General features: G+C 43.5%; 24 protein-coding genes and 1 other annotated feature. All 24 genes read left to right on the forward strand.

Translation table 11 applies throughout. The annotated features are described in order from the left end of the window. The first annotated feature begins 137 nt into the window (after positions 1 to 137). The 24 genes from CU635_RS07355 (at position 138) to ileS (ending at position 25,685) form a co-directional block, all read left to right on the forward strand. A complete protein-coding gene (locus CU635_RS07355) occupies positions 138 to 2,057 on the forward strand; it encodes a stage V sporulation protein D (RefSeq protein WP_101576523.1) in 1,920 nt (639 codons plus the stop codon). A gap of 449 nt (positions 2,058 to 2,506) precedes the next feature. Next, positions 2,507 to 3,976 carry a UDP-N-acetylmuramoyl-L-alanyl-D-glutamate--2,6-diaminopimelate ligase gene (locus tag CU635_RS07360; RefSeq protein ID WP_101576524.1) on the forward strand — a complete coding sequence of 490 codons (1,470 nt, stop codon included), beginning with the start codon at positions 2,507 to 2,509 and terminating at the stop codon, positions 3,974 to 3,976. A 184-nt stretch (positions 3,977 to 4,160) separates the two neighbouring features. After that, positions 4,161 to 5,135 (forward strand): phospho-N-acetylmuramoyl-pentapeptide-transferase, encoded by a 975-nt coding sequence (gene mraY, locus CU635_RS07365; RefSeq protein ID WP_101576525.1) that lies wholly within the window; start codon positions 4,161 to 4,163, stop codon positions 5,133 to 5,135. Next, entirely contained in the window at positions 5,136 to 6,488 is a 1,353-nt protein-coding gene (gene murD, locus CU635_RS07370) for a UDP-N-acetylmuramoyl-L-alanine--D-glutamate ligase (RefSeq protein WP_101576526.1), read from the forward strand. Between the two features lie 103 nt (positions 6,489 to 6,591). Next, the gene (gene spoVE / locus CU635_RS07375; RefSeq protein ID WP_101576527.1) at positions 6,592 to 7,692 is read left to right on the forward strand and encodes a stage V sporulation protein E; all 1,101 of its coding nucleotides are present in this window, start codon (positions 6,592 to 6,594) and stop codon (positions 7,690 to 7,692) included. A gap of 255 nt (positions 7,693 to 7,947) precedes the next feature. Further along, complete coding sequence (gene murG, locus CU635_RS07380) at positions 7,948 to 9,051, forward strand: undecaprenyldiphospho-muramoylpentapeptide beta-N-acetylglucosaminyltransferase (RefSeq protein WP_101576756.1); 1,104 nt, start codon at positions 7,948 to 7,950, stop codon at positions 9,049 to 9,051. A gap of 56 nt (positions 9,052 to 9,107) precedes the next feature. Next, on the forward strand, positions 9,108 to 10,016 hold the full coding sequence (murB, locus tag CU635_RS07385) for a UDP-N-acetylmuramate dehydrogenase (RefSeq protein ID WP_101576528.1): 909 nt from the start codon (positions 9,108 to 9,110) through the stop codon (positions 10,014 to 10,016). Positions 10,017 to 10,216: 200 nt separating this feature from the next. Beyond that, complete coding sequence (locus tag CU635_RS07390) at positions 10,217 to 11,002, forward strand: cell division protein FtsQ/DivIB (RefSeq protein WP_101576529.1); 786 nt, start codon at positions 10,217 to 10,219, stop codon at positions 11,000 to 11,002. After that, positions 10,986 to 11,681 (forward strand): DUF881 domain-containing protein, encoded by a 696-nt coding sequence (locus tag CU635_RS07395; RefSeq protein ID WP_101576530.1) that lies wholly within the window; start codon positions 10,986 to 10,988, stop codon positions 11,679 to 11,681. The genes CU635_RS07390 and CU635_RS07395 overlap by 17 nt, the downstream gene beginning before the upstream one ends. A 107-nt stretch (positions 11,682 to 11,788) precedes the next feature. Next, complete coding sequence (locus CU635_RS07400; RefSeq protein ID WP_101576531.1) at positions 11,789 to 12,517, forward strand: DUF881 domain-containing protein; 729 nt, start codon at positions 11,789 to 11,791, stop codon at positions 12,515 to 12,517. Between the two features lie 2 nt (positions 12,518 to 12,519). Then, positions 12,520 to 12,888, forward strand: coding sequence for a small basic family protein (locus CU635_RS07405; RefSeq protein ID WP_101576532.1), 369 nt, complete (start codon positions 12,520 to 12,522; stop codon positions 12,886 to 12,888). A gap of 112 nt (positions 12,889 to 13,000) precedes the next feature. Continuing rightward, positions 13,001 to 14,284, forward strand: coding sequence for a cell division protein FtsA (ftsA, locus tag CU635_RS07410; protein WP_101576533.1), 1,284 nt, complete (start codon positions 13,001 to 13,003; stop codon positions 14,282 to 14,284). Between the two features lie 44 nt (positions 14,285 to 14,328). After that, entirely contained in the window at positions 14,329 to 15,468 is a 1,140-nt protein-coding gene (gene ftsZ, locus CU635_RS07415; protein WP_101576534.1) for a cell division protein FtsZ, read from the forward strand. A 308-nt stretch (positions 15,469 to 15,776) separates the two neighbouring features. Continuing rightward, the gene (gene spoIIGA, locus CU635_RS07420; RefSeq protein WP_101576535.1) at positions 15,777 to 16,715 is read left to right on the forward strand and encodes a sigma-E processing peptidase SpoIIGA; all 939 of its coding nucleotides are present in this window, start codon (positions 15,777 to 15,779) and stop codon (positions 16,713 to 16,715) included. A 45-nt stretch (positions 16,716 to 16,760) separates the two neighbouring features. Then, on the forward strand, positions 16,761 to 17,480 hold the full coding sequence (sigE, locus tag CU635_RS07425) for an RNA polymerase sporulation sigma factor SigE (RefSeq protein WP_101576536.1): 720 nt from the start codon (positions 16,761 to 16,763) through the stop codon (positions 17,478 to 17,480). 159 nt (positions 17,481 to 17,639) lie between these two features. After that, complete coding sequence (gene sigG, locus CU635_RS07430; protein WP_101576537.1) at positions 17,640 to 18,419, forward strand: RNA polymerase sporulation sigma factor SigG; 780 nt, start codon at positions 17,640 to 17,642, stop codon at positions 18,417 to 18,419. A gap of 117 nt (positions 18,420 to 18,536) precedes the next feature. After that, the gene (locus CU635_RS07435) at positions 18,537 to 18,806 is read left to right on the forward strand and encodes a YlmC/YmxH family sporulation protein (protein ID WP_101576538.1); all 270 of its coding nucleotides are present in this window, start codon (positions 18,537 to 18,539) and stop codon (positions 18,804 to 18,806) included. Positions 18,807 to 18,874: 68 nt separating this feature from the next. Then, positions 18,875 to 19,702, forward strand: a complete 828-nt coding sequence (gene pgeF, locus CU635_RS07440) for a peptidoglycan editing factor PgeF (protein ID WP_101576539.1) — start codon at positions 18,875 to 18,877, stop codon at positions 19,700 to 19,702. Next, positions 19,703 to 20,407 (forward strand): YggS family pyridoxal phosphate-dependent enzyme, encoded by a 705-nt coding sequence (locus tag CU635_RS07445; RefSeq protein ID WP_101576540.1) that lies wholly within the window; start codon positions 19,703 to 19,705, stop codon positions 20,405 to 20,407. Beyond that, positions 20,404 to 20,850: a cell division protein SepF gene (locus CU635_RS07450; RefSeq protein WP_101576541.1), complete on the forward strand. Its 447-nt coding sequence runs from the start codon at positions 20,404 to 20,406 to the stop codon at positions 20,848 to 20,850. The genes CU635_RS07445 and CU635_RS07450 overlap by 4 nt, the downstream gene beginning before the upstream one ends. 6 nt (positions 20,851 to 20,856) lie before the next feature. Continuing rightward, entirely contained in the window at positions 20,857 to 21,120 is a 264-nt protein-coding gene (locus CU635_RS07455; protein WP_101576542.1) for a YggT family protein, read from the forward strand. 58 nt (positions 21,121 to 21,178) lie between these two features. Beyond that, positions 21,179 to 21,952, forward strand: coding sequence for a YlmH family RNA-binding protein (locus tag CU635_RS07460; RefSeq protein ID WP_101576543.1), 774 nt, complete (start codon positions 21,179 to 21,181; stop codon positions 21,950 to 21,952). Between the two features lie 83 nt (positions 21,953 to 22,035). Then, positions 22,036 to 22,551 (forward strand): DivIVA domain-containing protein, encoded by a 516-nt coding sequence (locus CU635_RS07465; protein ID WP_101576544.1) that lies wholly within the window; start codon positions 22,036 to 22,038, stop codon positions 22,549 to 22,551. A 50-nt stretch (positions 22,552 to 22,601) separates the two neighbouring features. Further along, positions 22,602 to 22,829, forward strand: a binding site (T-box leader). Between the two features lie 84 nt (positions 22,830 to 22,913). Beyond that, entirely contained in the window at positions 22,914 to 25,685 is a 2,772-nt protein-coding gene (gene ileS / locus CU635_RS07470; protein WP_101576545.1) for an isoleucine--tRNA ligase, read from the forward strand. Positions 25,686 to 25,705 lie beyond the last annotated feature (20 nt).

Genomic DNA, 25,705 nt, shown 5'->3' on the forward strand with positions numbered 1-25,705 from the left:
AGCATATAAATGAACGAGCCATAACGTTGAAACAGAACTTTACGTTTTGTTACACGAATCGGTTTTAACAGGGGATTAAACTGGCTGTCAGTTTAGTCCCTTTGTTTAAACAGGACTAAAAGGAGGTTCGTTCAAATATGCGGGTATCAAATGTGACCGTGCGCAAAAGGCTGACGGTTGCACTGCTGTCAGGGATCTTGATTTTCTTGATTATCGACATCCGTCTCGGCTATGTTCAATTTTTCATGGGGGACATGTTGACGGATAAAGCTAGGAGTTTATGGAGCAGGAACATTGATTTTGAGCCGGAGCGCGGTGAAATAGTTGATAGAAATGGAGTCGAACTGGCTACCAATATGAGCGCACCGACTGTTTTTGTTGTACCAAGGCAGTTAAATGATCCTGCAATGACAGCAGAAAAGCTTGCTGCTGCATTGAATCAGAATAAAGAAAATATATATAAACAAATTACGGTTGTTGAAAGAATTGTAAGGCTTAAGGGAGGAAGAAAAATATCCCACGAAAAAGCTAAAGAAATCAGAGCACTTAATTTAGAAGGTGTTTATATTGGTGAGGACTCGAAGCGCCACTACCCGTTTGGGGCATATTTATCCCATGTGCTTGGCTTTGCCGGGATTGATAATCAAGGGTTAACGGGACTCGAACTTTATTATGATAAAGAGCTGACAGGCCAAAAGGGAGCAGTGAAATTTTACTCCGATGCAAAAGGCAGGCGCATGAAGGATATGGGTGATGATTATGAGCCGCCTCTCAATGGTCTCGATTTAAAATTAACGATTGCATCAAAGGTGCAATCGATCGTTGAAAGAGAGCTCGATATTGCGGAAGCTGCTTACCAACCAGACGGAATGGTCGCGATCGCGATGAACCCCAATACAGGAGAGATCCTCGCTATGGCAAGCAGGCCTGATTTTGACCCTGCCAATTTCCAGAATGTAGCCCCGGAAATCTACAACCGCAATTTGCCTGTCTGGAGTACGTATGAACCGGGTTCAACGTTTAAAATCATCACGCTTGCGGCCGCGATTGAGGAAGGAAAGGTTGACCTCGAAAAAGACCATTTTCACGATCCCGGTTTTGTGAGAGTCGGCGGAGCGCGGCTGAGATGCTGGAAACGGGGCGGCCACGGTTCGCAAACGTTTCTTGAGGTCGTTCAAAATTCATGTAACCCCGGTTTTGTAGCGCTGGGAGAGCGGCTTGGCAAGGAAAAGCTTTTTTCATATATTCGCAACTTCGGTTTTGGTGAAAAGACAGGCATTGATCTGCAAGGAGAAGGAAAGGGCATCCTCTTTAATCTTGATCGTGTTGGCCCTGTTGAACTAGCGACAACCGCATTCGGCCAGGGTGTTTCCGTGACCCCGATCCAGCAGGTTGCTGCAATTGCAGCTGCGGTCAATGGCGGGACCCTCTATAAACCCTATATTGCCAAAGAACTTATTGACCCATTGACCGGGGAAATTGTCATGAAGAATGCACCGGTAGCGAAACGAAAGGTGATTTCGCCAGAAACATCTGCGAAGATCAGGCATGCTCTTGAAAGCGTAGTAGCACAGGGAACCGGCGGCAAAGCGTTTGTCGATGGCTACAGAGTTGGCGGGAAGACGGGTACAGCCCAAAAAGCGAAGGACGGAAGATATTTACAAAATAATCACGTTGTTTCTTTTATCGGTTTCGCCCCTGCGGATGATCCTCAGCTTGTTGTTTATGTCGCAGTCGACAATCCGAAAGGAACGATTCAATTTGGCGGCAGAGTTGCCGCGCCGATTGTTGGAAGCATCATGGGGGACAGCTTGCGTGCGCTCGGAGTGGAGCCGAGGAAAGACCAAATTGAGAAGAAGCGGACCTGGGAAGACGTCCCGATGATTGAAGTGCCGGATCTAGTCGGTTTTTCCAAAAAAGATCTTGGCGAACTGTTTTTAAATTTGAAGATTGATGCAAGCGGCGAAGGGGATATTGTTTCCAAACAAACCCCGCAGCCGGGTGTAAAATTAAAAGAAGGCTCGACGATCCGCCTTTACTTTAATGACAAAGAATAATTAACCGAGAGAGGCGGCCTGTGTAATAGCGCCGCCTGTTTCTTATTCCAGCATAACTGGTGAATTTAAATTCTGATATGCCGCTGAACCACTTCGTTATGTTTTTGTTGAGCCTTGCAGATTTTATTAGCTTATGCTCGGAGTTTACAGTTATGAGAGAGTAAGCTTAACGATTTTACGAGCGGAACTCAAGATTAACGAGCGGAACTCAAAATTACTTGAGCGCACTCAGATTTAGCAGCGGCAAACCGCATTATCGGTTGGACCGGCAGACCATGGTCAAAACATTAGATTTATGTTGGAAATTTTAAAGATGCATGGCTTAATTGCTGCTTTTCATGTAAAATAATAACCGCCATATTAAATAATTTTTGATTGGAAAGGGAACTTTGCTGTATTTCGGAATCGTTCCATGCTGAAAGGCTCTTTTTATGAGAGGATAGGAAAATATGAAATTACACACATTGATCGGGCATTTACGCCCTTTTGTTCAGTTTTCGGGGGAAAATCCGGAAATTACGTCTATTCATAATGATAATCGCAAGGTTGAGAAGGGAAGTTTATTTATCTGTATCAACGGCTTTACCTTTGACGGCCATGACTTTGCGGAATCTGCCGTAAAAAATGGAGCGGTGGCGATTCTTGCTGAAAGGGAGCTGCCTTTAAACGTTCCAGTTATTGTTGTAAAGGATACATATCGGGCAATGGCTGTGCTGGCCGATGCTTTTTACGGGCAGCCAAGCAAGAAGCTGCATCTGGTCGGGATTACAGGAACAAACGGAAAAACGACAACAAGCCACCTGATCGAGAAAATTTTCGCAGACTCAGGAAAAAAGACCGGGCTGATCGGGACGATGTATACAAAAATTGGCAGCGAAACATTCGATGTGAAGAATACAACACCTGAAAGCCTCACACTTCAGCGCACATTTCGGAAGATGGTCGACGAAGGGGTCGAAACAGCTGTAATGGAAGTATCTTCACACGCATTGGTGTATGGAAGAGTCCACGGTACCGATTATAATGTCGCCGTATTTACGAACCTTTCCCAGGATCATCTTGATTACCATAAAACGATGGAAGAATACCGGAGGGCGAAAGGATTGCTTTTTGCCCAGCTGGGAAACTCATTTAACCATGATCATCCAAAGTTTGCCGTATTGAATGCCGACGATCCAGCCTCGGATGAGTTTATCAGTTCGACTGCAGCCCATGTGGTCACATACGGGATTGACCATCAGGCCGACATCCAGGCTGTCAATTTGAGAATGACCTCAGGCGGGACAGAGTTTGATTTAGTAACCCCGCTTGGCATCAGGAAAGTATCGTTGCAGCTGATCGGTAAGTTCAGTGTTTATAATGTACTGGCAAGCATTTCGGCAGCGCTTGTGTCGGAAATAGACATTGACAGTGCTATTCAATCTGTGGAGCAAGTAAACGGAGTGGCAGGACGTTTTGAACCGGTGGATGCCGGGCAAAATTACGCTGTCATTGTTGATTACGCCCATACACCTGACAGCCTTGAAAATGTCTTGAAGACTGTAAAACAATTTGCCAAGAACAGAATTTTTGTCGTCGTTGGCTGCGGTGGAGACCGAGATCGGACAAAAAGGCCGCTTATGGCGCAAATTGCCTGCCGTTATGCGACAGACGCGATTTTCACCTCCGACAACCCGAGAAGTGAAAATCCCGCCGACATTATCAAAGAAATGGAAATAGGTGTTAGCGGTGAGCAATATTTGGCTATCATAGATAGAAAAGAAGCGATCAGGCATGCAGTTTCAATGGCCCGTGAAGGTGATGTCATTTTAATAGCCGGCAAAGGCCATGAAACCTATCAACAAATCGGCAACGAAGTATTTGATTTCGATGATCGGGTTGCTGCCAGAGAAGCGATAGAGGAGCGGCAACACGGCTGAGTTCTGCACCAACGCAAATCAGCCACTAAAGGTTTAGAGAGAGGATACTATGATTATATGATTAAAATTCTTTTTTCAGATAAAAAGCTTCTTAATGAAAATGGAGCTACATATGATATAGCTGTGATGGCTCAGCGTTTCGATCCATCGTTCCAAGTCGGGAACCGGGGGAGGAGGGGATAAAATGCTCGAGCAAGTTATTTTTTTCACAATACTGATGGGCTTTCTAATCACAGTGTTGCTGTCGCCAATTTTTATCCCCTTCTTAAGAAGGTTGAAATTTGGACAAAGCATTCGCGAAGAGGGCCCACAGTCACACCAAAAGAAATCCGGAACACCAACAATGGGCGGGATTATGATATTGGTAGCCGTTACCGTTACAACGCTGGTGATGACGAATAAGTTTTCAGGGGCGACGGTTGAAACTTACCTGTTGCTGCTTGTTATGCTTGGCTTCGGCCTCCTTGGTTTTCTTGATGATTTTATTAAAGTCGTCATGAAAAGAAATTTAGGGCTGACATCGAAGCAAAAACTGCTTGGACAAATTATCATATCGGCTGTTTTCTATTTCATTTTAAAACAAAACGATTTTTCAACCGCGGTAAATATTCCTTATTTTGATTATTCGATTGAGCTTGGTGTGTTTTATATTCTATTTATTATTTTTTGGATGGTTGGTTTTTCAAATGCGGTAAATCTAACTGATGGACTGGATGGGCTCGTTTCGGGCAGCACCGCTATCGCATTTGGAGCGTTTGCTGTATTGGCATGGAACCAGTCGCAATTTGAGGCGGCGATTTTTTCCGTAGCTGTCGTCGGCGCAGTGCTTGGCTTCCTAGTCTTTAATGCCCATCCCGCCAAGGTTTTTATGGGGGATACAGGTTCTCTCGCATTGGGGGGAGCGATTGCCGCTCTGGCCATCGTAACAAAGCTGGAAATCATTTTGATCGTGATCGGCGGAGTTTTTGTTATTGAAACTTTATCTGTTATTTTGCAAGTAATTTCCTTTAAGACTACAGGTAAAAGAATCTTCCGGATGAGTCCTCTTCATCACCATTACGAACTAATCGGATGGTCGGAATGGCGGGTAGTAGTCACTTTCTGGGTGGTCGGTCTTTTATTTGCGGTACTGGGAATCTATATAGAGGTGTGGTTGTAATTGAAGCAAATTAAACAATATGTCCATAAAAAAATATTGGTTTTGGGGCTGGCAAAAAGCGGTGTCAGTGCAGCGTCGCTCTTGCATAAGCTCGGTGCATTCGTCACTGTCAATGATTATAAGCCGTTATCTGAAAATCCGGAAGCACAAGGACTTCTAGAACAGGGCATCAAAGTAATCTGTGGCGACCATCCAATTGAACTGCTCGATGAAGGCTTTGAATTAATTGTTAAAAATCCCGGCATTCCTTATCGCAATCCAATGATAAGCGGCGCCATTGAAAGAGGAATACCGGTTATCACAGAAGTGGAGCTTGCCTACCAAATTTCTGAAGCACCATTTATTGGCATTACCGGTACGAATGGCAAAACCACGACGACTACACTGGTGTTTGAAATGCTGGAGGCTGGAAAAAAATCTCCATTAATCGCAGGGAATATTGGAACTGTAGCTTCGGGTGTTGCCCAGAAGGCTACAGACAATCAAACGATTGTGATTGAACTCTCTTCGTTCCAACTCATGGGCATTGATACTTTTAAGCCGAAAATATCGATTTTGACTAACATCTATGATGCCCATCTTGATTATCATGGCACAAGGGAAGAATATGAGCAGGCAAAGGCGAATATTGCCCGAAATCAAACCAAAGAAGATTATTTTATATACAACGCTGACCAGGAAAAGACTGCTGCTATTGCTTTGGAGACGAAAGCTTCACTTGTTCCATTTTCTATCGAGAAACAACTTGCAAATGGTGCATATGTGAAAGATGGCTTTATTTACTTTAAAGGTGAAGAGATAATGGCGGTCGAAGACATTGCACTGCCAGGCAGCCATAACCTTGAAAACATCCTCGCTGCTGTTGCAGCAGCCAAGCTTTCAAGTGTTGATAATAAAGCGATCAGGCAGGTGCTCACCATATTTACCGGCGTTAAGCATCGGCTCCAATTTGTCGAGTCAATCAACGGCAGATCCTTTTTTAACGATTCTAAAGCAACAAATATTCTTGCCGCGTCAAAGGCATTATCCGCTTTTGAAGCCCCGGTCATTCTTCTTGCCGGCGGACTTGATCGCGGCAATGGTTTTGCAGAGATTGTCCCTTATTTAACCAATGTGAAAGCATTGATTACTTTTGGTGAGACGTCGGGAAAATTACAAGAGGCCGGCCGGGCTGCAGGAATAAAAATAATCGAGGGTGTCGATAATGTGGAAAAAGCAGTTCCCGTCGCTTACGGGCTTTCCGCTCCAGGCGATGTCATCCTCTTGTCACCTGCATGTGCCAGCTGGGATCAATACAAAACTTTTGAAGTCAGGGGAGACATTTTTATAAACGCAGTGCATAAGCTTAAATAAGAGCTTGTCTGCTGCCGGAATGGCCCGATTTCTGCATGGCGATTCCAGGGAATGCTATCAATAGTACATACAGGCTCAAAACTTGCAGTCGAGGTGCATAGCATTGCCGTCTAAAAAAACAACTCCCGACCTAATTTTAATAATCGTTACCTTTACTTTGCTTGCAGTCGGACTGATCATGGTATACAGTTCAAGCGCTGTTCAGGCGGATTTTCGCTTCAAAGATTCTTTTTTCTTTGCGAAACGGCAAATGCTTTTTGCTGGCGTTGGCATCATCGCAATGTTCTTTATCATGAACATTGATTACTGGGCATGGAAAACATGGGCAAAGGTGATTATTATTATCTGCTTTGTGCTCCTGCTGGTTGTGTTAATACCTGGTATCGGCAACGAACGAAATGGTTCGCGAAGCTGGATCGGGGTAGGCGCGTTTTCAATACAGCCCTCAGAGTTTATGAAGCTGGCGATGATTGTCTTTCTTGCCAAGTTCCTTTCTGAGCGGCAAAAGCTGATTACTTCTTTTAAAAAAGGGCTCGTTCCTTCGTTATCACTCGTGTTTACGGCATTCGCCCTGATCATGCTCCAGCCCGATTTAGGGACAGGCACCGTCATGGTTGGAACATGTGTTGTGATGATTTTTATTGCCGGGGCACAAATTAGCCATTTTATTGGGCTCGGCCTGATCGGTGTTGCTGGATTTGTCGGCTTGGTCCTCTCTGCACCATATCGAATGCAGCGGATCACATCGTTTCTCGATCCTTGGGCAGACCCGCGGGGAACGGGGTTTCAAATCATTCAGTCACTGTATGCGATCGGTCCTGGCGGATTATTCGGCCTTGGCCTCGGTGAAAGCAGGCAAAAATTCTTTTATTTGCCGGAACCACAAACCGATTTTATTTTTGCCATTTTAGCAGAGGAACTTGGATTCATTGGCGGTTCATTTGTACTTTTGTTATTCTCGCTTCTATTATGGAGAGGAATTAGGATTTCTTTAGGAGCGCCCGACCTTTACGGAAGCTTTCTTGCCCTCGGCATTATCGCTATGATTGCAATTCAAGTGATGATCAATATTGGGGTCGTAACTGGTTTGATGCCAGTTACGGGAATAACGCTTCCCTTCTTAAGCTATGGAGGCTCATCATTAACGCTCATGCTGATGGCAATCGGGGTTCTATTGAATATCAGCAGGCATGCCCGCTACTAAATTGATACTCCTGCCTGCCTATTACAGCAACCTTGCCATCGACGCCGGCAAGGTTGCTTTACTTTGCCGACGCTATACTGTCTCCGTAAACGGTATATTTCTGTTTGATGAAATTTAGATAACATTCTTTTTTCGGTTCTCATCAAAGTTTACAATATAGTAGAATGGGGAATAGCGGTGAAGTGCAAAATCAGCTTAGAAACAACAAACTAAAAAGAGGATAGAAGAATTTTGGTCTATCTGCGGGGTGAAAAAATGAGAATAGCAGTTAGCGGTGGGGGAACCGGTGGCCATATCTACCCGGCCTTGGCTCTCATCAGGGAAATAGAAAAGAGAAACGAACAGGCGAAATTTTTATATATAGGCACGGAACAAGGGCTGGAAAGTAAGATTGTCCCAAAAGAAAATATTCCTTTTAAATCGATACATATAACTGGTTTTCAACGAAAAATCTCCCTGGAAAACATTAAAACATTGATCCGTTTTTGGAAGGGCGTCAGGGACAGCAAGCGAATCTTAAAGCAGTTTAAACCGGATGTGGTGATCGGCACCGGCGGTTATGTATGCGGTCCTGTTGTTTACGCGGCAGCAAAACTTAAAATTCCTGCTTTGATCCACGAACAAAACAGTGTTCCAGGCTTAACGAACAAATTTTTAAGCCGCTATGTGGACAAAGTTGCTGTTTGTTTTGAAGACGCAAAAGCCTTTTTTCCAGAAGAAAAGGTGATTTTAACCGGAAATCCGCGAGCGTCCGAAGTAATGGGGCAGGATGGGATTAAAGGCCGGCTTTCAACAGGTTTAAAAATAAATGTTCCGGCTGTATTGATATTCGGCGGAAGCCGCGGCGCCAGGCCGCTCAATGAAGCTGTCTTAAAGTCGCTGGCAGAGCTTGGCGAGAAGAATTACCAGGTTCTCTATGTGACGGGGGAAGCTCATTATGAAGAAGTAAAAAAAGAAGTAGAGCTGGTCGGCAGCCCTGAGAATGTCATCATTAAGCCATTTATCCATAACATGCCGGAAGTGCTTTCAGGCATTGATTTAACTGTCGCAAGAGCCGGCGCTACAACACTCGCGGAATTAACCTCACTTGGTATCCCGAGCATTCTTATTCCGAGCCCGTATGTCACCAATAACCATCAAGAAAAAAATGCCCGTTCATTAAGCGAGCACGGGGCAGCCGAGCTGCTTCTCGAAAAGGATTTAAGCGGGGCAAAACTGGTGAAACTGATTGACGCGATTTTATTGGATAAACAAAAGCTCACGAACATGAAAAGCGCGGCCAAAAAATTAGGCATTCCAGATGCGGCAGGAAGGCTGTATTCTGTCATGCAGGAGGTTATCGATCGAAAACAAAAGTAGCCCAGCTTTCTTTTTGCGCATAAACTAATACACACAAAAAAGAGAGGGAGGTAATTATGACCGATTTAATAACAGAACTTACAGATTTAAATGTTGGCAAGGTCATAACAAATGAACCTTTAGCTAACCATACAACCATCAAAATCGGCGGCCCTGCGGGATTGTTCATTGAACCTGCATCTATTGAGCACTTAAAGAAAACGATGGAACTGATTCGAAAATACAAATTAGATTGGCGTGCAATTGGCAGAGGCTCCAATTTGCTTGTTTCTGATCAAGGAATTGAAGGGGCAGTCATTAAACTCGGCTCGGGTTTAGGCCGGCTTGATATTGACGGAGAAACTGTAACAGCGGGAGCCGGAGTTTCTTTAGTAGCACTGGCAGCGTCGATAAGCAAGAAGGGATTAACCGGTCTTGAATTTGCCGCTGGCATACCGGGTTCGGTCGGCGGGGCCGTTTACATGAATGCGGGTGCACACGGCTCCGACATTTCGAAAATATTGACGAAGGCACATATTCTCTTTGCAGATGGAACAGTCGGCTGGCTGGATCTTAAGGAAATGGAATTCTCCTATCGGACTTCCGTTCTGCAAAAAAAGCGGCCCGGGATTGTGTTAGAGGCAGTCTTTCGACTTGCAGAAGGAAAGCGGGAAGAGATTGTTGCCCAGCTCCAAAAGAATAAGGACTACCGAAAGGAAACACAGCCATGGAATTACCCTTGTGCCGGCAGTATATTCAGAAATCCGCTTCCGCACTATGCCGGGCAGCTAATTGAGGATGCCGGATTAAAAGGGCATTCAATCGGCGGAGCAAAAATCTCCGATATGCATGGGAATTTCATTGTCAATGCAGGCGGGGCTACAGCAGAAGATGTACTTGCATTAATTCAACATGTCAAAGATACTATTTATGATATGTATAATGTGAGTCTGGAAACGGAAGTCGAAATAATCGGCCTAAAGTAACAGGAAATTGGACTTACCGGAAAAAGTATTTGTGTTATAATGTTTCTTTAGAAACCAAAAAAATATTGGGTTTATCGGTAATGACGGCATGCTGGATCGTGCCGTTGTTTTCACTTATGTTAAATCTCGACTGTGTGCTTCTTGCTGTGAGGGACAAGCATGCCACACCGTGCTTGCGTTTCATGAAATGAGGTGATGAGATGGGGAAGGGAAACGTTGTTTCGCTTGAAGATCGTATTCCAAAGCTGAAGCAGCAAAGGCGCAGAAAAGCAAATAGAAGGCTAATCTTTCTGTTGATGCTCTTTTTTTCCTTGATTGTATGTGTTGTCTATTTTCAGTCTCCGTTAAGTCATGTAAAAAAGATCACCGTCTCTGGAAACGAGCTGTATTCACAGGAAGAATTAATTTCTTTGAGCAAATTATCATCAAAAACAAATATTTGGAAGGTTGATTCGAAGTCGGTCGAGGGTAAGTTAACAGAGCTGCCTGAAATAGAATCTGTGGATGTTTCTATCCAAATCCCAAACTCCGTGTTGATTAATGTGAAAGAGCACAGCAGGATTGCTTACATAGCAAATGAGTCAAGCTATCTCCCGGTACTGGACAATGGCTTTATTTTAAAACAAAAAGGAACAAGCGAGCTTCCAGTAAACGCTCCGGTTTTGAGCGGTTTTACGGAAGGTGATATCCTCGAAGAGATGATAGATGGGCTGGAAGTATTGCCGGAGGAAGTGCTGAATGCGATTTCCGAAATACACCATAGTCCTACAGAGACAGATGCATACCGGATTACTCTTTTTATGAATGACGGATTTGAAGTGAATGCGACATTAAGAAGTTTTTCAGAAAAAATGGTGCATTATCCTTCAATTGTCAGCCAGCTTGAGCCGGGAAAAAAGGGAGTTATTGATTTGGAAGTAGGCTCTTATTTTAAAAGCTATGGTTCAGAAGGAGCTGAAATGAAGGAAGATGAAGGTGAAAGGTAAGCACGTTATTTTTTCATTAGTTTTTCTCGTGCTTGGATATATGCTTGCATTTTCGTACCACTTGACAAAAAATGAACATAATTCATCTGAGATTACCGACAGACAATGGGAAAGAACCCTTGATCTCCGGGAGCAGCTCATTGACCAGGAAGAAACAAACAGAGAACTGCAAGAAGAATTGAACCAGAAGCAGACCAAAGTTCTTAAGATTGAACAACAGCTTTCCAATGAAGCGCAAATCTTTTTCAATCTCGCTGAAGATATCGAAAAATACCGGATGTTCCTTGGCAAAGTAGGTGTTAAGGGAGAAGGTGTCCAGATCACTTTGGCTGATGGAGATTATGATCCTGAGGAAGAAAATATCAATAATTATCTTGTCCATGAGCATCATGTTTTTAAAGTTGTCAATGAATTATACATATCCGGAGCCTCTGCAATTGCGATTAACGGGCAGCGGCTTTCCCATAATTCTTACATTCTTTGTGATGGTCCGGTGATTACGATTGACGGTTATCAGCATCCTGCTCCTTTTGTTGTTACAGCATTGGGGGACCCTGACATTATGTCTTCAGCGCTAAGCTTAACGGGCGGTGTAAAGGATCAGCTTGTCAATGATAATATTATATTTACGATTGAGAAAAAGGATCAGATTGTGATTGAACCTAAACTGGGAAGTTAAAAGAGGCTTTCTTTTCTGAACCATTCTGATCTTGCATGACCAAATAGAATGAATCGTCGTTTCACGATGTCCACTTTTAATAAAGTCAGAAGGCCAGGTGAAAAAATGTGGACAACAAAAAATTGCTTAGCTTTACCGTGATCGCTTTAATTGTAGGCTTCATGCTCGCGATTCAATTTCAAACAGTCAAAGAACCGGCTGTCCGGGATACGAGGGATACATGGCAGCTTCGTGAGGATCTTTTGAAGGAGAAGGAAATTCAATCGCGATTGATTCGGGAAATTAGCTCCAATGAGGAAAAGCTTGCCCAATATGAAACAGAACGGAGTCAAAGCAAGGAGCAGGTTCTGCGAACTACCCTGGATGAATTGAAGCTGGAAGCCGGAATAACAGATGTTTCCGGCCCGGGAATTGTTCTGACCATCGAACCTGTCTATGAAGAAATAGTACTCGGAGAATTGGCTTCTGATATTTCTCCCGAGCTGTTGAAACGGCTTGTTAACGAGTTGAACATGTATGATGCCAAGTATATCTCGATTGACGGACAAAGAATCATTAATACAACAGTGATAAGGGACATTAACCGGGAAACAAAAATAGATGGTTATCCCCTTAACAGTATGCCGATCGAGGTTAAGGTCATCGTTGCAAATAGCGAGACGGCTGAGAAGTTGTTCAACCGGATGCAAGTATCAAAATCTGCAGACGATTTTTTTATCGATAATTTAAGAATGACTGTCTCCAGTCCAGTAGAGTCGCTGACCATTCCTGCTTATCAGGATTCTATCCGGGTTAGGAACATGGAACCATTGGACCCTGGAAAAGGAGGGGATTGATAATGTGGCTTCCTTTACTGGGATTAGTGATCGGGGTTTTCCTCGGTTTAATGACGGATTTCCGAATCCCTGACGAGTATTCAAACTACTTATCAATTGCAGTACTCGCAGCACTTGATACATTATTCGGCGGCATCAGGGCCCATCTCCAAAATATATATGACGAGAAGGTTTTTGTGTCTGGATTCTTTTTCAATATTATTCTTGCTGCAAGTTTAGCTTTTCTGGGGGTTCATCTTGGTGTAGACTTATATTTGGCAGCTGTTTTTGCTTTTGGTGTCAGGCTGTTCCAGAATATTGCGGTGATTAGGAGATTATTGTTAACGAAATGGTCTGCAAATCGGGAAAAACCGAAAAAAATTGATGGTTAAAAAGGGAAAATTTTTGTTGTGACGAATAAAATTATAAGATATTGTAAAATAAACAGAATTTAATTAAGATTGTTGTTCAATTTTACGAATTGCTTAAAGGAGGTGCCAAAGAATGAACAGCAATGAGATATATGTAAGTCTAGACATCGGTACGTCCACAACTAAAGTGATCATTGGTGAAATGGTTGATGATGCATTAAATATTATCGGTGTAGGCAACGTAAAGTCTGATGGTTTAAAAAAGGGGTCTGTTATTGATATAGATGAAACCGTTCATTCTATAAAACGGGCAATTGAACAAGCTGAAAGAATGGTAGGTATGGAGATTCGCCAAGTCATTGTCGGCGTAACCGGAAACCATGTAATGCTTCAGCCTTGCCATGGTGTTGTTGCTGTGTCAAGTGATAATCGGGAAATTTCCGATCAGGATGTAACCCGCGTAATCGAGGCAGCACAGGTTGTCTCCATTCCGCCTGAACGGGAAATAATTGATGTTATTCCAAAGCAATTTATTGTCGATGGGCTCGATGAAATCAACGACCCGCGCGGAATGATTGGTGTCCGTCTCGAAATGGAAGGCACGATTATTACCGGATCAAAAACAATCCTACATAACACCCTGCGCTGTGTTGAACGGGCCGGGCTTGAGATTTTAGACATAACGCTGCAGCCCCTTGCTTCAGGAGCATTTGCTCTTTCCAAGGATGAAAAAAATCTTGGCGTTGCGCTCGTCGATATCGGCGGCGGATCGACTACGATTGCAATTTTCGAAAACGGCAATTTGAAATCTACTAGTGTTCTCGCGGTTGGCGGTGACCATATTACAAAGGATCTGTCGATCGGTTTACGAACCTCAACCGAGGATGCTGAAATGATTAAAATCAAGCATGGCCATTCTTTTTATGACCATGCTTCAGAAGATGAAGTGTTCAGTGTACCAATTATCGGCAGTGATCAACATCAGCAATTTAATCAGCTTGAAATTTCTGATATTATAGAAGCTAGAATGGAAGAAATATTAGAACTCATTCAAAATGAGATTAGGAGAATGGGTGTCAGGGATCTGCCGGGAGGATTCGTACTAACCGGCGGAGTTGCTAACATGCAAGGTATTCTCGAACTTGCCCAGGATGTACTGCAGAATCGTGTCCGAATTGCTATCCCGGATTACATTGGAGTCCGTGAACCGCAATATACAACAGCTGTCGGATTGATTAAGTTTTCTTATAAGACAGCGAGACTGCAGGGCAGAAACAACAGCGGCCAGGCAGTGGTCCCGGAAATGAAAGAAAAGCGAATTCAAAAACAGCCTCAGGCAAAAGCAAAGCCTGAAAAGCAACCGGAAGAAAAAATTACATCACGGGTCAAGAAATTCCTTGGCTATTTCTTTGAGTAGGACGAGCTATCTGGGAATAACGACGAATGTTAGGAGGATTTGTCATGTTGGAGTTTGATACGAATTTAGATCAACTAGCTACCATAAAAGTAATTGGCGTTGGAGGCGGTGGAAACAACGCTGTTAATCGCATGATAGAACATGGTGTACAGGGTGTTGAGTTTATTTCCGTGAACACGGATGCTCAAGCTTTAAACCTTTCCAAAGCCGAAGTGAAGATGCAAATTGGTACGAAATTAACGCGCGGATTGGGAGCCGGTGCCAATCCTGAAGTCGGCAAAAAAGCGGCAGAAGAAAGCAAAGAACAAATTGAGGAAGTGTTAAAGGGAGCCGATATGGTTTTTGTTACTGCGGGAATGGGTGGTGGAACGGGTACAGGCGCCGCTCCAGTAATCGCACGAATTGCCCGTGATTTAGGTGCTTTAACAGTCGGAGTCGTTACACGGCCGTTTACGTTTGAAGGCAGAAAACGCGCCAATCAAGCAGGTGGTGGAATTGATGCCATGAAGGAAGCTGTTGACACTCTTATTGTGATTCCTAATGATCGCCTCCTTGAAATGGTCGATAAAAGCACTCCAATGCTTGAAGCATTCCGTGTCGCAGATAATGTTCTCCGCCAGGGTGTCCAGGGTATTTCTGATTTAATCGCTACTCCGGGTTTAATCAACCTTGATTTTGCTGACGTGAAGACAATTATGTCGAATAAAGGTTCTGCCTTGATGGGGATTGGGATTGCCTCAGGGGAAAACCGTGCTGCAGAAGCAGCAAAAAAATCAATCTCATCACCGTTGCTTGAGACATCAATTGATGGTGCTCAAGGTGTGTTGATGAACATCACCGGCGGAACGAACTTAAGCTTATTTGAAGTGCAGGAAGCTGCGGATATTGTCGCATCTGCTTCAGATCAGGACGTTAATATGATTTTTGGATCAGTCATTAATGAAAACCTGAAAGACGAGATTATGGTAACGGTAATTGCTACCGGTTTCAGTGAGGAATCCCTCAAATCCAAGCCGGTGAACCGCCCTGTTTTCGGACAGGCCAAACCAGGGCATCAGCCTGCGAACCGCGAGCAGAAACGCGAGGAAGTACCGCAAGAAACAGGAAGAGGCTCTTCTGTTCAGCAAGGGGAAGATCCGCTTGATATCCCAACCTTTTTGCGTAACCGAAATCGCAGGCGTTAAATTATATCCTCAATAGCAAATCATCTGAAAAGAGTGTGGCATTAAAATGCCGTGCTCTTTTTTTGTGCCTGGAAAGTACCCGCAAATAAAGAAGAAAGTTGACAAAATCCGAATTGAATAGGGGAAATTTCTTCTCATTTCATTACAGAAAGTGACACACTTCCTAAGAGTAAGTACGCTATACTTTTTCGTAACGGAATTTATAAAAGCAAAAATTGGGTTTTACAATAATGGTAAGCAGCCAGCCTCGTTCTTTACTCATTCAAAGGGAATCGTCTTTCGGTTCTTGCTTTTAAGGAGAGAGGGAAATGACGGTTTATTTAGATGTGATTTGGGCTTTGAACTTTTTGTTTGATAGTTTGCTCATTTGTTTAACTGCAATTATTTTAAAAAGAAGCATCCGTTTTTGGAGGGTATTCCTGGCCGGGCTCATTGGCTCGCTGATTATTTTGCTGGCAATGACGCCTTTCAGTGCGGTTTCCGGTCACCCGATAACCAAGTTGCTTTTTTCTGTCATGATGGTATTAGCGGCTTTTGGCTACAAAAGGCTTCGCTATTTTTTTTCTGGCCTTGTAACCCTTTATGCAGTGACATTTTTAATTGGAGGCTCATTAATTGGTGCCCATTATTTTATTCAATTTGATTTTGGACTGACAGCAAAAGTGCTGCTGGCACACAGCAAAGGTTTTGGTGATCCAATAAGCTGGTTGTTTGTGTTGATCGGCTTTCCAATCGTCTGGCATTTTTCCAGACGCAGCATTGAAGCAATCGAGGTTGTGAAAATACAGTATGATCAGCTTGTCAATGTATCGATAGCACTGGGCGAGGTCGAGATTTCTGTTAAAGGTTTGATCGACAGCGGGAATCAGCTTTATGACCCACTTTCAAAATGGCCGGTGATGTTGATTTCGATCAAGAATTTACTGCATGAATTACCTGAAGAATTAATCAAGCTGGCCACAAACCATGAAGATATCATTTTAGGAAACGAAATGATTTCCCCTGAATTGGAGAATCGGATGAGGATTATTCCATGTCGCGTGGTTGGCAGGGACCATCAACTCATATTGGCTTTAAAGCCTGACGTGATCAGAATTGAAAAAGATAAAGACTGCTGGGAAACAGAGAAAGGTCTTATTTCATTTACAACCCAGCAACTATCTGCTGATGATGCTTTTCAATGTATCGTCCACCCCAAGCTGTTAACAGGCGTCAAAAAGGATAGGCCGTCTATAAAGGTAAGCTAATAATACTATACTCGGAGAAAAGATATTTTAGAAGGAGGACAACTCATGAAAAATCTGCGACTGCGCTTATCCTACTATTGGTATAAGTTATTAATTAAACTTGGTATTAAAACGGATGAAATATACTATATAGGCGGAAGTGAAGCGTTGCCACCTCCTTTAAACAAAGAAGAAGAGGAACTGCTGTTAAAAAAACTTCCGAAAGGAGACAAAGCTGCACGGTCCATTTTAATCGAGCGCAATCTCCGTCTTGTCGTCTATATTGCCAGGAAATTTGAAAACACTGGTATCAATATTGAAGATTTAATCAGCATCGGCACGATCGGGCTGATCAAAGCTGTCAATACTTTTAATCCCGAAAAGAAAATTAAGTTAGCTACATACGCTTCGCGATGCATTGAAAACGAAATTCTTATGTACTTAAGGAGAAATAACAAAATCCGTTCGGAGGTATCGTTCGATGAACCTTTAAATATCGACTGGGATGGCAATGAATTATTACTGTCAGATGTTCTTGGGACAGACGAGGATATCATTACGAAGGACCTAGAAGCAAACGTGGACCGAAAACTGTTGATTAAAGCTTTGCATCAGCTTAGCGACAGAGAAAAGCAAATTATGGAGTTGCGATTTGGACTGGGAAGCGGTGAAGAAAAGACGCAAAAGGATGTCGCCGACATGTTAGGGATTTCTCAATCATATATTTCGCGACTGGAAAAAAGAATTATCAAAAGATTGCGTAAAGAATTTAATAAAATGGTTTAAAGATAAATTTTTTTTGATAGAAAACTGATGTGAATCTTGATATCTTAACGTTTTTCCTGCGTAGCCCGCAAATCCTTGCAACTGGACAAGTGCATATTTTTCCTTACCGGGGAGATACTGATTTTTGAACAGCAGCTCCTGCAAGGAGGGAAAAAAGAATTGACTCGAAATAAAGTTGAGATTTGCGGGGTAGATACTTCAAAGCTTCCAGTATTGAAAAACGAAGAAATGAGAGAGCTCTTCAAGCAAATGCATACAGGGGATATATCCGCACGGGAAAAACTCGTCAACGGAAATCTGCGCCTCGTCCTCAGTGTGATTCAAAGATTTAACAACCGGGGCGAATTTGTTGATGACCTGTTCCAGGTCGGCTGTATCGGTCTTATGAAATCAATTGATAATTTTGATCTTAGTCAAAACGTTAAGTTTTCCACCTACGCAGTACCAATGATCATCGGTGAAATCCGCCGCTATTTGCGGGATAATAACCCGATTCGCGTTTCCCGCTCGTTAAGGGATATCGCCTATAAAGCTCTCCAGGTTAGAGAGAGGTTGATGGGTGAAACATCACGGGAACCAACTGCTGAGGAAATCGCCAGGGTATTGGAAGTTCCCCATGAAGAAATTGTTTTTGCGCTTGATGCAATCCAGGATCCTGTTTCTTTATTTGAGCCAATTTACAATGACGGCGGCGATCCGATTTTTGTGATGGACCAGTTGAGTGATGAGCGAAATAAGGATTCACACTGGATAGAGGAAATCGCCTTAAAAGAGGGCATGAGACGCTTGAATGACCGGGAAAAACTCATTTTGAGAAAGCGCTTTTTTCAAGGGAAAACGCAAATGGAAGTGGCCGATGAGATCGGAATATCACAGGCGCAAGTGTCGAGGCTCGAAAAAGCGGCTATCAAACAAATGAATAAAAATATTCAACATTAAAAGCTGCCTGCGGGCGGCTTTTCTCATTCTTTCCGCCGTTGCCGTCCCCTGATCTTCTAAAAAGTCGGGCCAGCTCATATATTGATTACAGAAAGTATCGTGGGAGAGTGAGAAAAGATGATAAAAATCTCAGAATTTCAAATAAAAGATGTGGTCAACATAACAGATGGAAAAAGGCTTGGAAATATCGGCGACATTGAAATTAATTTGGAAACGGGCAAAATTGAAGCCGTAATCGTGAGCGGAGCAGGAAAAGTTCTGGGCTTGTTTGGGCGCGATGAGGATATTGTCATAGCGTGGAAAAACATGTTGAAAATTGGCGAGGATGTAATTCTCGTTCGCTATAAGGATACAAGTGAGATAAAATTTAGAGAGGAAGACGAGTAAACTGCTTTTTTTGCTGTGCCCGCTTTTCCTTCTATGGTAAACTATAGAAAAACAGAAGAGGTTTTGTCATGGAGCCATTCACACTTGTTGAGCAAGAATATTTTTTGATCAAAGACTGGAATGAAAAGTTTCCCGGGCTAACCGCAGGATTTACGACAAAAAATACAAGCGGACATAATCAGTCTCAGTTTGGATTGAATTTCGGATTCCATGTCAATGACCATCATGATGCGGTCTGCCAGAGCCGTGAAACACTGTCTGAATTGATCGATTTTCCGTTGGATTATTGGGTCGGTGCAGAGCAAACCCACGAGGTTCACATAAAAAAAGTGTCTAAGGATGACAGGGGCAAAGGGTCAAATTCGTATGATAACGCCTTTAAACAAACGGACGGCTTTTTCACAACAGATGAAGGGATTTTGCTTACACTATGTTTTGCAGATTGTGTTCCCCTTTATTTTATCTCAGCTGATGGCCGGGCTGTCGGGATTGCCCACGCCGGCTGGAAAGGAACCGTAAACGGCATCGCTGAGGAAATGATCCGCGTTTTTGAAAAAGAAGGTATCACGCGCGATAACGTTTCGGTTGTGATTGGACCGTCAATTTGCGAAAATTGTTATATCGTAGATGAGCCCGTTATTAAAATGGTGCAAAACAGACTAGATGATGTCGGGAAAAAAACATATAATACAATAAAAGAGGGCCAATATTCGCTAAATCTTCGCGAGCTGAATAAGCTAATTTTGTTAAACTGCGGATTAAGCGAGGAACAAATCAGGATGACCAGTTTTTGTACCAGCTGTCATCACAGCCAGTTCTTTTCCCACCGCAGAGACCGGGGAAAAACAGGGCGAATGATGAGCTTTATCGGCTGGAAGGAGGCTTTACAGAAATAAATGAGAGTTTCAGCAAAGCTTGACAAAATAAACGGACACATTTTGCAGGCATGCCAGAAAGTAAACCGCAGCCCGGAAGACATCAAAATCATTGCAGTGACTAAATATGTATCAACTGAAAGGGCCGCCGAGGCAGTTGCGGCAGGTATCAACAATCTCGGTGAAAATCGTGAAGAAGGGCTGCTTGCCAAATGGGAAGTGCTGAAAGATAAACCAGATTGGCATTTTATCGGCACACTGCAATCCAGAAAGGTTAAAAATATCATCGATAAAGTGGCTTACATCCATTCATTGGACAGGCTCTCTCTTGCGCAGGAAATCAATAAAAGAGCTGAAAAAACAATTTCTTGCTTTGTCCAAGTGAACGTTTCCGGGGAACAGTCCAAGCATGGAATCGCGGCTGAACATGCAATCGACTTTATCAAGGAACTGGCACAATTTTCGCATATTGAGGTTGCCGGCCTGATGACAATGGCTCCAAACACGGAGGATGAAACCGTTATTCGAAATTGTTTTCGGCGCTTAAAAGAGCTGCAAATAACGATTCAGCGTTTAGAAATGCCCCATGCCCCGTGCAGGGAGCTGTCAATGGGAATGTCAAATGACTATACAATCGCTGTAGAAGAAGGGGCAACGATGGTTCGAATCGGGTCTGCCTTAGTTGGTGAAGAAGACGAACAAGTGCAGGAGGTGCAGAGAAGATGAGCATAAAATCCAAAATAAAAACATTTTTCTTTCTTGAAGATGATTATGACTACAAAGAGGAAGATCTTGCTGAAGATGAGCTGGAGCCTGTTAAACAGCAAAGGCAGCAGTCCCAGCATTCGCAAAAACAAAATGTCGTCAGCTTGCAAAGCGTACAAAAATCGTCCAAAGTGATATTAGTTGAGCCACGCGTTTATGCGGAGGCACAGGATATTGCCGATCATTTAAAGAACAGGCGGGCCGTTGTCGTCAATCTGCAAAGGATTGATCATGACCAGGCAAAGCGAATTGTTGATTTCTTAAGCGGCACCGTTTATGCTATTGGCGGAGACATCCAGCGTATCGGCATGAATATTTTTCTATGCACACCGGACAATGTTGAAGTGTCCGGTAATATTTCTGAATTCATGCAAGAGCATGATCTTCAAGACTCGAGGTGGTAAAATTTAATGAATACAGTTTTATTGTTTCTACAATCTCTGATTCAAATTTATTCATGGGCATTAATAGTTTACATACTAATGTCCTGGTTTCCAAATGCGCGTGAATCGGCAATCGGGCAATTTCTGGCAAGAATATGCGAGCCGTATTTGGAGCCATTCCGGCGCTTTATTCCGCCACTGGGAATGATTGATATCTCCCCGATTGTGGCGATCCTTGTCTTGCGCCTGGCGACGGGCGGACTTAACCAAATATTTCATTGGATCGCTTAATTTCTGCTGAAAAAGTTGGAACTGGCCCTTTGTAACCGTATTAGAGGAGTTTTGATTTATGTCGATTTACCAGCATTTTCGTCCGGAAGAGCGGGATTTTATTGATCTTGTTCATCAATGGAAAGACTATGTTGAAAGTACTTACTCAGCAAAACTGACCGATTTTCTGGATCCGCGCGAACAGCAAATTGTCACGACAATTCTTGGTCGGCATGCAGAGTTGCAATTCGGGTTGTTTGGCGGTTCAGAAACAACGGAGAGGCAGCGAGCGATTTTTTATCCTGAGTATATGTCAGTTGTACAGGAAGATTTTCAAATTAGCCTTTTTGAGATCGCCTATCCGGCAAAATTTGTTACGATTGAGCACCGCCAAGTATTAGGAAGCCTGATGTCGCTCGGCTTGAAACGGGGGAAATTCGGCGATATTTTAGTTGATCAGGACCGAGTGCAGTTTTTCGCGGCAAAAGAGATAGCAGATTATGTGAGAAATCAGCTGCAGTCGGTCGGGAAGGCTGCAGTCAGGATCGAAGAGATTCCGCTTGAGCATGCATTGTCCGTTGCGGAAGCATGGTCAGAATTATCCGCAACCATTTCGTCACTTCGATTGGACACAGTTATTGCCGGTTTATATAATCTTTCCCGCCAAAAAGCACAGCTGTTGATTCAACAGGGCATTGTCAAGGTTAATTGGAGCACGATTGAAAGTACATCGTTTGAGTGCGGTGCGGGAGACATTATTTCGATAAAGGGTTATGGGCGTTGCAAGCTTATTTCGATTGAAGGGAAAACGAAAAAGGATAAATGGAAGATCACTGCAGGAAGGCAAAAATAATTCACGCGTTTAAAAAGGATTTTATAATATCTTGTCGAATATTAGTACATACAGAACATGATTGTTAACCGGGAGGTGGCGTAATGCCGTTAACACCATTAGATATCCATAACAAGGAATTCAGCAAAGGGTTTCGGGGATACGATGAAGATGAAGTGAATGAGTTTCTTGATCAAGTAATCAAGGATTATGAGTTGATTTTACGTGAAAAGAAAGAGTTGGAAGAACGGCTTAATGACCAGAAAGAGCGGCTTGGCCATTTTAGCAATATAGAGGAAACGCTAAATAAGTCGATCGTGATCGCCCAGGAAGCAGCCGAAGAAGTAAAGCGCAATGCCCATAAGGAAGCGAAGCTTATCATTAAAGAAGCGGAGAAGAACGCGGACCGGATCGTCAATGAATCATTATCAAAAGCAAGAAAAATTGCGCTGGAAATTGAAGATTTAAAGAAGCAGTCAAAGGTGTTTAGAACCCGCTTTAAAATGTTGGTTGAAGCGCAGCTTGACCTGCTTAACAATGATGACTGGGACCATTTGCTCCAATACGAACTGGATGCGGCTGAGCTAAAAGCTTCTGAAGAAGAAGATTCACTTGCTTGACGAATAGATGACTTTTCACATATAATATTAGGATAATACTTGAATAGACAATGACTACGTTGACAGGGACAGTACAATTTTCAAGGCTTTATTTATAGCGAACCAGGGACAGTGGAAGCCTGGTAAGAGCGAAAGTTGGAAAATCACCCTCGAGTTCAAGGCTGAACACGATGTAATTAAGCTTTGACGTATCATTCACGTTACGAATGCTGAAGTGGACAGATATTTATGCTGTCTATAAGGGTGGTACCGCGGGAAAAAACCTTCTCGTCCCTTTCCGGGATGAGAAGGTTTTTTTTGTTTGGTTTTTTTGAATTTGGAAATCATGATAAGAGTTAGCGATGTGAACGGAGGAGATTGAAATGGAATACAAAGATACATTATTGATGCCAAAAACCGAATTTCCAATGCGCGGAAATTTGCCCAACCGCGAACCGGAAATCCAGGAACACTGGCAGGAAGTGGATATATATAAACAGGTCCAGGAGCGCACTAAAGGCCGTCCAATGTTTGTTCTGCATGATGGCCCTCCGTATGCAAACGGTGATATTCATATGGGCCATGCCCTAAATAAAGTATTAAAAGATTTTATCGTCCGCTATAAATCGATGAGCGGCTACAATGCCCCATATGTTCCGGGCTGGGATACACATGGTTTGCCGATTGAGCAGGCATTGACAAACAAAGGAGTTAAACGGAAGGAAATGACGGTAGCAGAATTTCGCAAGCTTTGTGCGGAATATGCTTATCAGCAAATTGACAGCCAGCGTACCCAGTTCAAACGCCTTGGCGTACGCGGAGACTGGGAAAATCCGTATATTACCTTGGAGCCCGAGTATGAGGCACAGCAAATTAGAGTTTTTGGCGAAATGGCGAAAAAGGGCTATATTTACAAAGGCTTAAAGCCTGTTTACTGGTCTCCGTCAAGCGAATCCGCTCTTGCCGAAGCAGAAATTGAGTATCAGGATAAACGCTCACCATCGATTTTTGTCGGCTTTAAAGTAAAGGATGGCAAGGGTGTATTGGATACTGACACAGAAATCCTGATTTGGACAACAACGCCATGGACGATTCCTGCAAACCTTGGAATTTCTGTTCATCCGGATCTCACTTATGTGGTCGTTAAGGCTAATGGGAAAAAATATGTCGTTGCCGAAGCACTGCTTGAATCCGTGACAAATGAGGTTGGTTGGGAGACTGCTGAGGTTGTTAAAAAAGTAACAGGCAGCGAGCTTGAATACGTTCTTGCCAAGCATCCTATCTATGACCGCGATTCCCTTGTTATGCTGGGTGAGCATGTTACAACGGATGCTGGAACAGGTTGTGTGCACACTGCTCCCGGACATGGTGAAGACGACTTTTACGTCGGTCAGAAGTACGGTCTTGGCGTCTTAAATCCAGTCGATGATAAAGGTGTTATGACTGACGAGGCACCTGGATTTGAAGGCTTATTTTACGACACAGCCAATAAGCCGATTACAGAAAAGCTTGAAGAAGCCGGAGCGCTTGTTAAGCTTTCGTTTATTAACCACTCCTATCCGCATGATTGGAGAACGAAAAAGCCGGTTATCTTTAGAGCAACCGCGCAATGGTTTGCATCGATTAAAGATTTCCGTGAAGACCTTTTAGATGCTGTGGAAGAAACAAAATGGGTACCGGCATGGGGAGAAACCCGTCTTCATAATATGGTCCGCGATCGGGGCGATTGGTGTATTTCCCGCCAGCGTGTCTGGGGTGTTCCAATTCCGGTATTCTATGCCGAAAATGGTGATCAGGTTATTACGGATGAAACAATTGACCATGTGTCCGCCCTTTTCCGCAAACACGGTTCAAATATTTGGTTTGAGAAAGAAGCGAATGAGCTTTTACCTGAAGGGTTCAGCCATCCAGGCAGCCCGAACGGCATTTTTACAAAAGAAACCGATATTATGGACGTCTGGTTTGATTCCGGTTCTTCTCATCAAGCAGTTTTAGAGGAGCGTGAAGACTTACAACGGCCTGCCGATCTGTATTTGGAAGGCTCTGACCAATACCGCGGCTGGTTCAATTCTTCTCTGTCCACAGCTGTTGCAGTGACCGGAAAGGCCCCGTATAAAGGAGTTTTAAGCCACGGCTTCACTCTTGATGGTGAAGGCAAGAAAATGAGCAAATCGCTTGGGAATGTAATCGTCCCAGCAAAGGTGATGAACCAGCTTGGCGCTGACATTCTCCGTCTCTGGGTCGCATCGGTTGATTATCAATCAGATGTCCGTGTCTCCGATCCGATTTTGAAGCAGGTTGCTGAAGTTTACCGGAAAATACGCAACACTTTCCGTTTCTTATTGGGAAATCTTGCTGATTTCAATCCTGCTGCAGATGCTGTTCCGTTCGAGAATTTGCGCGAAGTGGACCAGTTTATGTTGGTAAAACTGAACAAACTGATTAAAAATGTTCATGATGCATATGAAAATTTTGAATTTGCCGGAATCTATCACGCCGTAAATAATTTTTGTACGCTCGACCTAAGCGCGTTTTACCTTGATTTTGCAAAAGATGTTCTCTATATTGAAGCGAAGGACAATGCTGAACGCCGTGCTATTCAAACCGTTTTATATGAAAGCTTAACTGCATTAGTGAAGCTTGTTGCTCCGATTCTTTCTCATACTGCCGATGAAGTCTGGGCTCATATACCGGCGGTTGACGAAAAAAGCGTCCAGCTTACAGATATGCCTCAATATCGAGAATTGCCAAACGCAAAAGAGCTTGAAGAAAAGTGGACAGCTTTCATGAAGCTTCGCAACGATGTGTTGAAGGCTCTGGAAGAAGCGCGCAATGAGAAGGTAATTGGTAAATCGTTAACAGCGAAGGTAACCTTGTTTGTTCGTGATAGGACAAAGGCGCTCCTCGATTCGATCGACGAAAACCTTGAGCAGCTATTCATCGTTTCCAGCTTTGAAGTAGCAGGCTCGTACGAAGAGGCACCAGAACATGCGTTAAAGCTTGAAAATGCAGCAATCGTTGTCTCCAAAGCTGAGGGCGAGACTTGCGAACGATGCTGGGTTGTTACACCGGAGGTTGGCCAGGTTCCAGAGCATCCTACACTCTGCCCGCGCTGTGCTGCGGTTGTCGAAAAACATTACAATCATTTAAGCTAATATAGATCTAAAAACCTTTC

Source organism: Bacillus canaveralius (genome assembly GCF_002860125.1).
Taxonomy (GTDB): Bacteria; Bacillota; Bacilli; order Bacillales; family Cytobacillaceae; genus Bacillus_BJ; species Bacillus_BJ canaveralius.

Excerpts from the sequence above, each read along its gene's own strand:
- CU635_RS07355 (WP_101576523.1), top strand. The coding sequence starts at position 138 with ATGCGGGTATCAAATGTGACCGTGCGCAAAAGGCTGACGGTTGCACTG.
- CU635_RS07360 (WP_101576524.1), top strand. The coding sequence starts at position 2,507 with ATGAAATTACACACATTGATCGGGCATTTACGCCCTTTTGTTCAGTTT.
- mraY (WP_101576525.1), top strand. The coding sequence starts at position 4,161 with ATGCTCGAGCAAGTTATTTTTTTCACAATACTGATGGGCTTTCTAATC.
- murG (WP_101576756.1), top strand. The coding sequence starts at position 7,948 with ATGAGAATAGCAGTTAGCGGTGGGGGAACCGGTGGCCATATCTACCCG.
- murB (WP_101576528.1), top strand. The coding sequence starts at position 9,108 with ATGACCGATTTAATAACAGAACTTACAGATTTAAATGTTGGCAAGGTC.
- CU635_RS07390 (WP_101576529.1), top strand. The coding sequence starts at position 10,217 with ATGGGGAAGGGAAACGTTGTTTCGCTTGAAGATCGTATTCCAAAGCTG.
- CU635_RS07395 (WP_101576530.1), top strand. The coding sequence starts at position 10,986 with ATGAAGGTGAAAGGTAAGCACGTTATTTTTTCATTAGTTTTTCTCGTG.
- CU635_RS07405 (WP_101576532.1), top strand. The coding sequence starts at position 12,520 with ATGTGGCTTCCTTTACTGGGATTAGTGATCGGGGTTTTCCTCGGTTTA.
- ftsA (WP_101576533.1), top strand. The coding sequence starts at position 13,001 with ATGAACAGCAATGAGATATATGTAAGTCTAGACATCGGTACGTCCACA.
- ftsZ (WP_101576534.1), top strand. The coding sequence starts at position 14,329 with ATGTTGGAGTTTGATACGAATTTAGATCAACTAGCTACCATAAAAGTA.
- spoIIGA (WP_101576535.1), top strand. The coding sequence starts at position 15,777 with ATGACGGTTTATTTAGATGTGATTTGGGCTTTGAACTTTTTGTTTGAT.
- sigE (WP_101576536.1), top strand. The coding sequence starts at position 16,761 with ATGAAAAATCTGCGACTGCGCTTATCCTACTATTGGTATAAGTTATTA.
- CU635_RS07435 (WP_101576538.1), top strand. The coding sequence starts at position 18,537 with ATGATAAAAATCTCAGAATTTCAAATAAAAGATGTGGTCAACATAACA.
- pgeF (WP_101576539.1), top strand. The coding sequence starts at position 18,875 with ATGGAGCCATTCACACTTGTTGAGCAAGAATATTTTTTGATCAAAGAC.
- CU635_RS07445 (WP_101576540.1), top strand. The coding sequence starts at position 19,703 with ATGAGAGTTTCAGCAAAGCTTGACAAAATAAACGGACACATTTTGCAG.
- CU635_RS07450 (WP_101576541.1), top strand. The coding sequence starts at position 20,404 with ATGAGCATAAAATCCAAAATAAAAACATTTTTCTTTCTTGAAGATGAT.
- CU635_RS07455 (WP_101576542.1), top strand. The coding sequence starts at position 20,857 with ATGAATACAGTTTTATTGTTTCTACAATCTCTGATTCAAATTTATTCA.
- CU635_RS07460 (WP_101576543.1), top strand. The coding sequence starts at position 21,179 with ATGTCGATTTACCAGCATTTTCGTCCGGAAGAGCGGGATTTTATTGAT.
- CU635_RS07465 (WP_101576544.1), top strand. The coding sequence starts at position 22,036 with ATGCCGTTAACACCATTAGATATCCATAACAAGGAATTCAGCAAAGGG.
- ileS (WP_101576545.1), top strand. The coding sequence starts at position 22,914 with ATGGAATACAAAGATACATTATTGATGCCAAAAACCGAATTTCCAATG.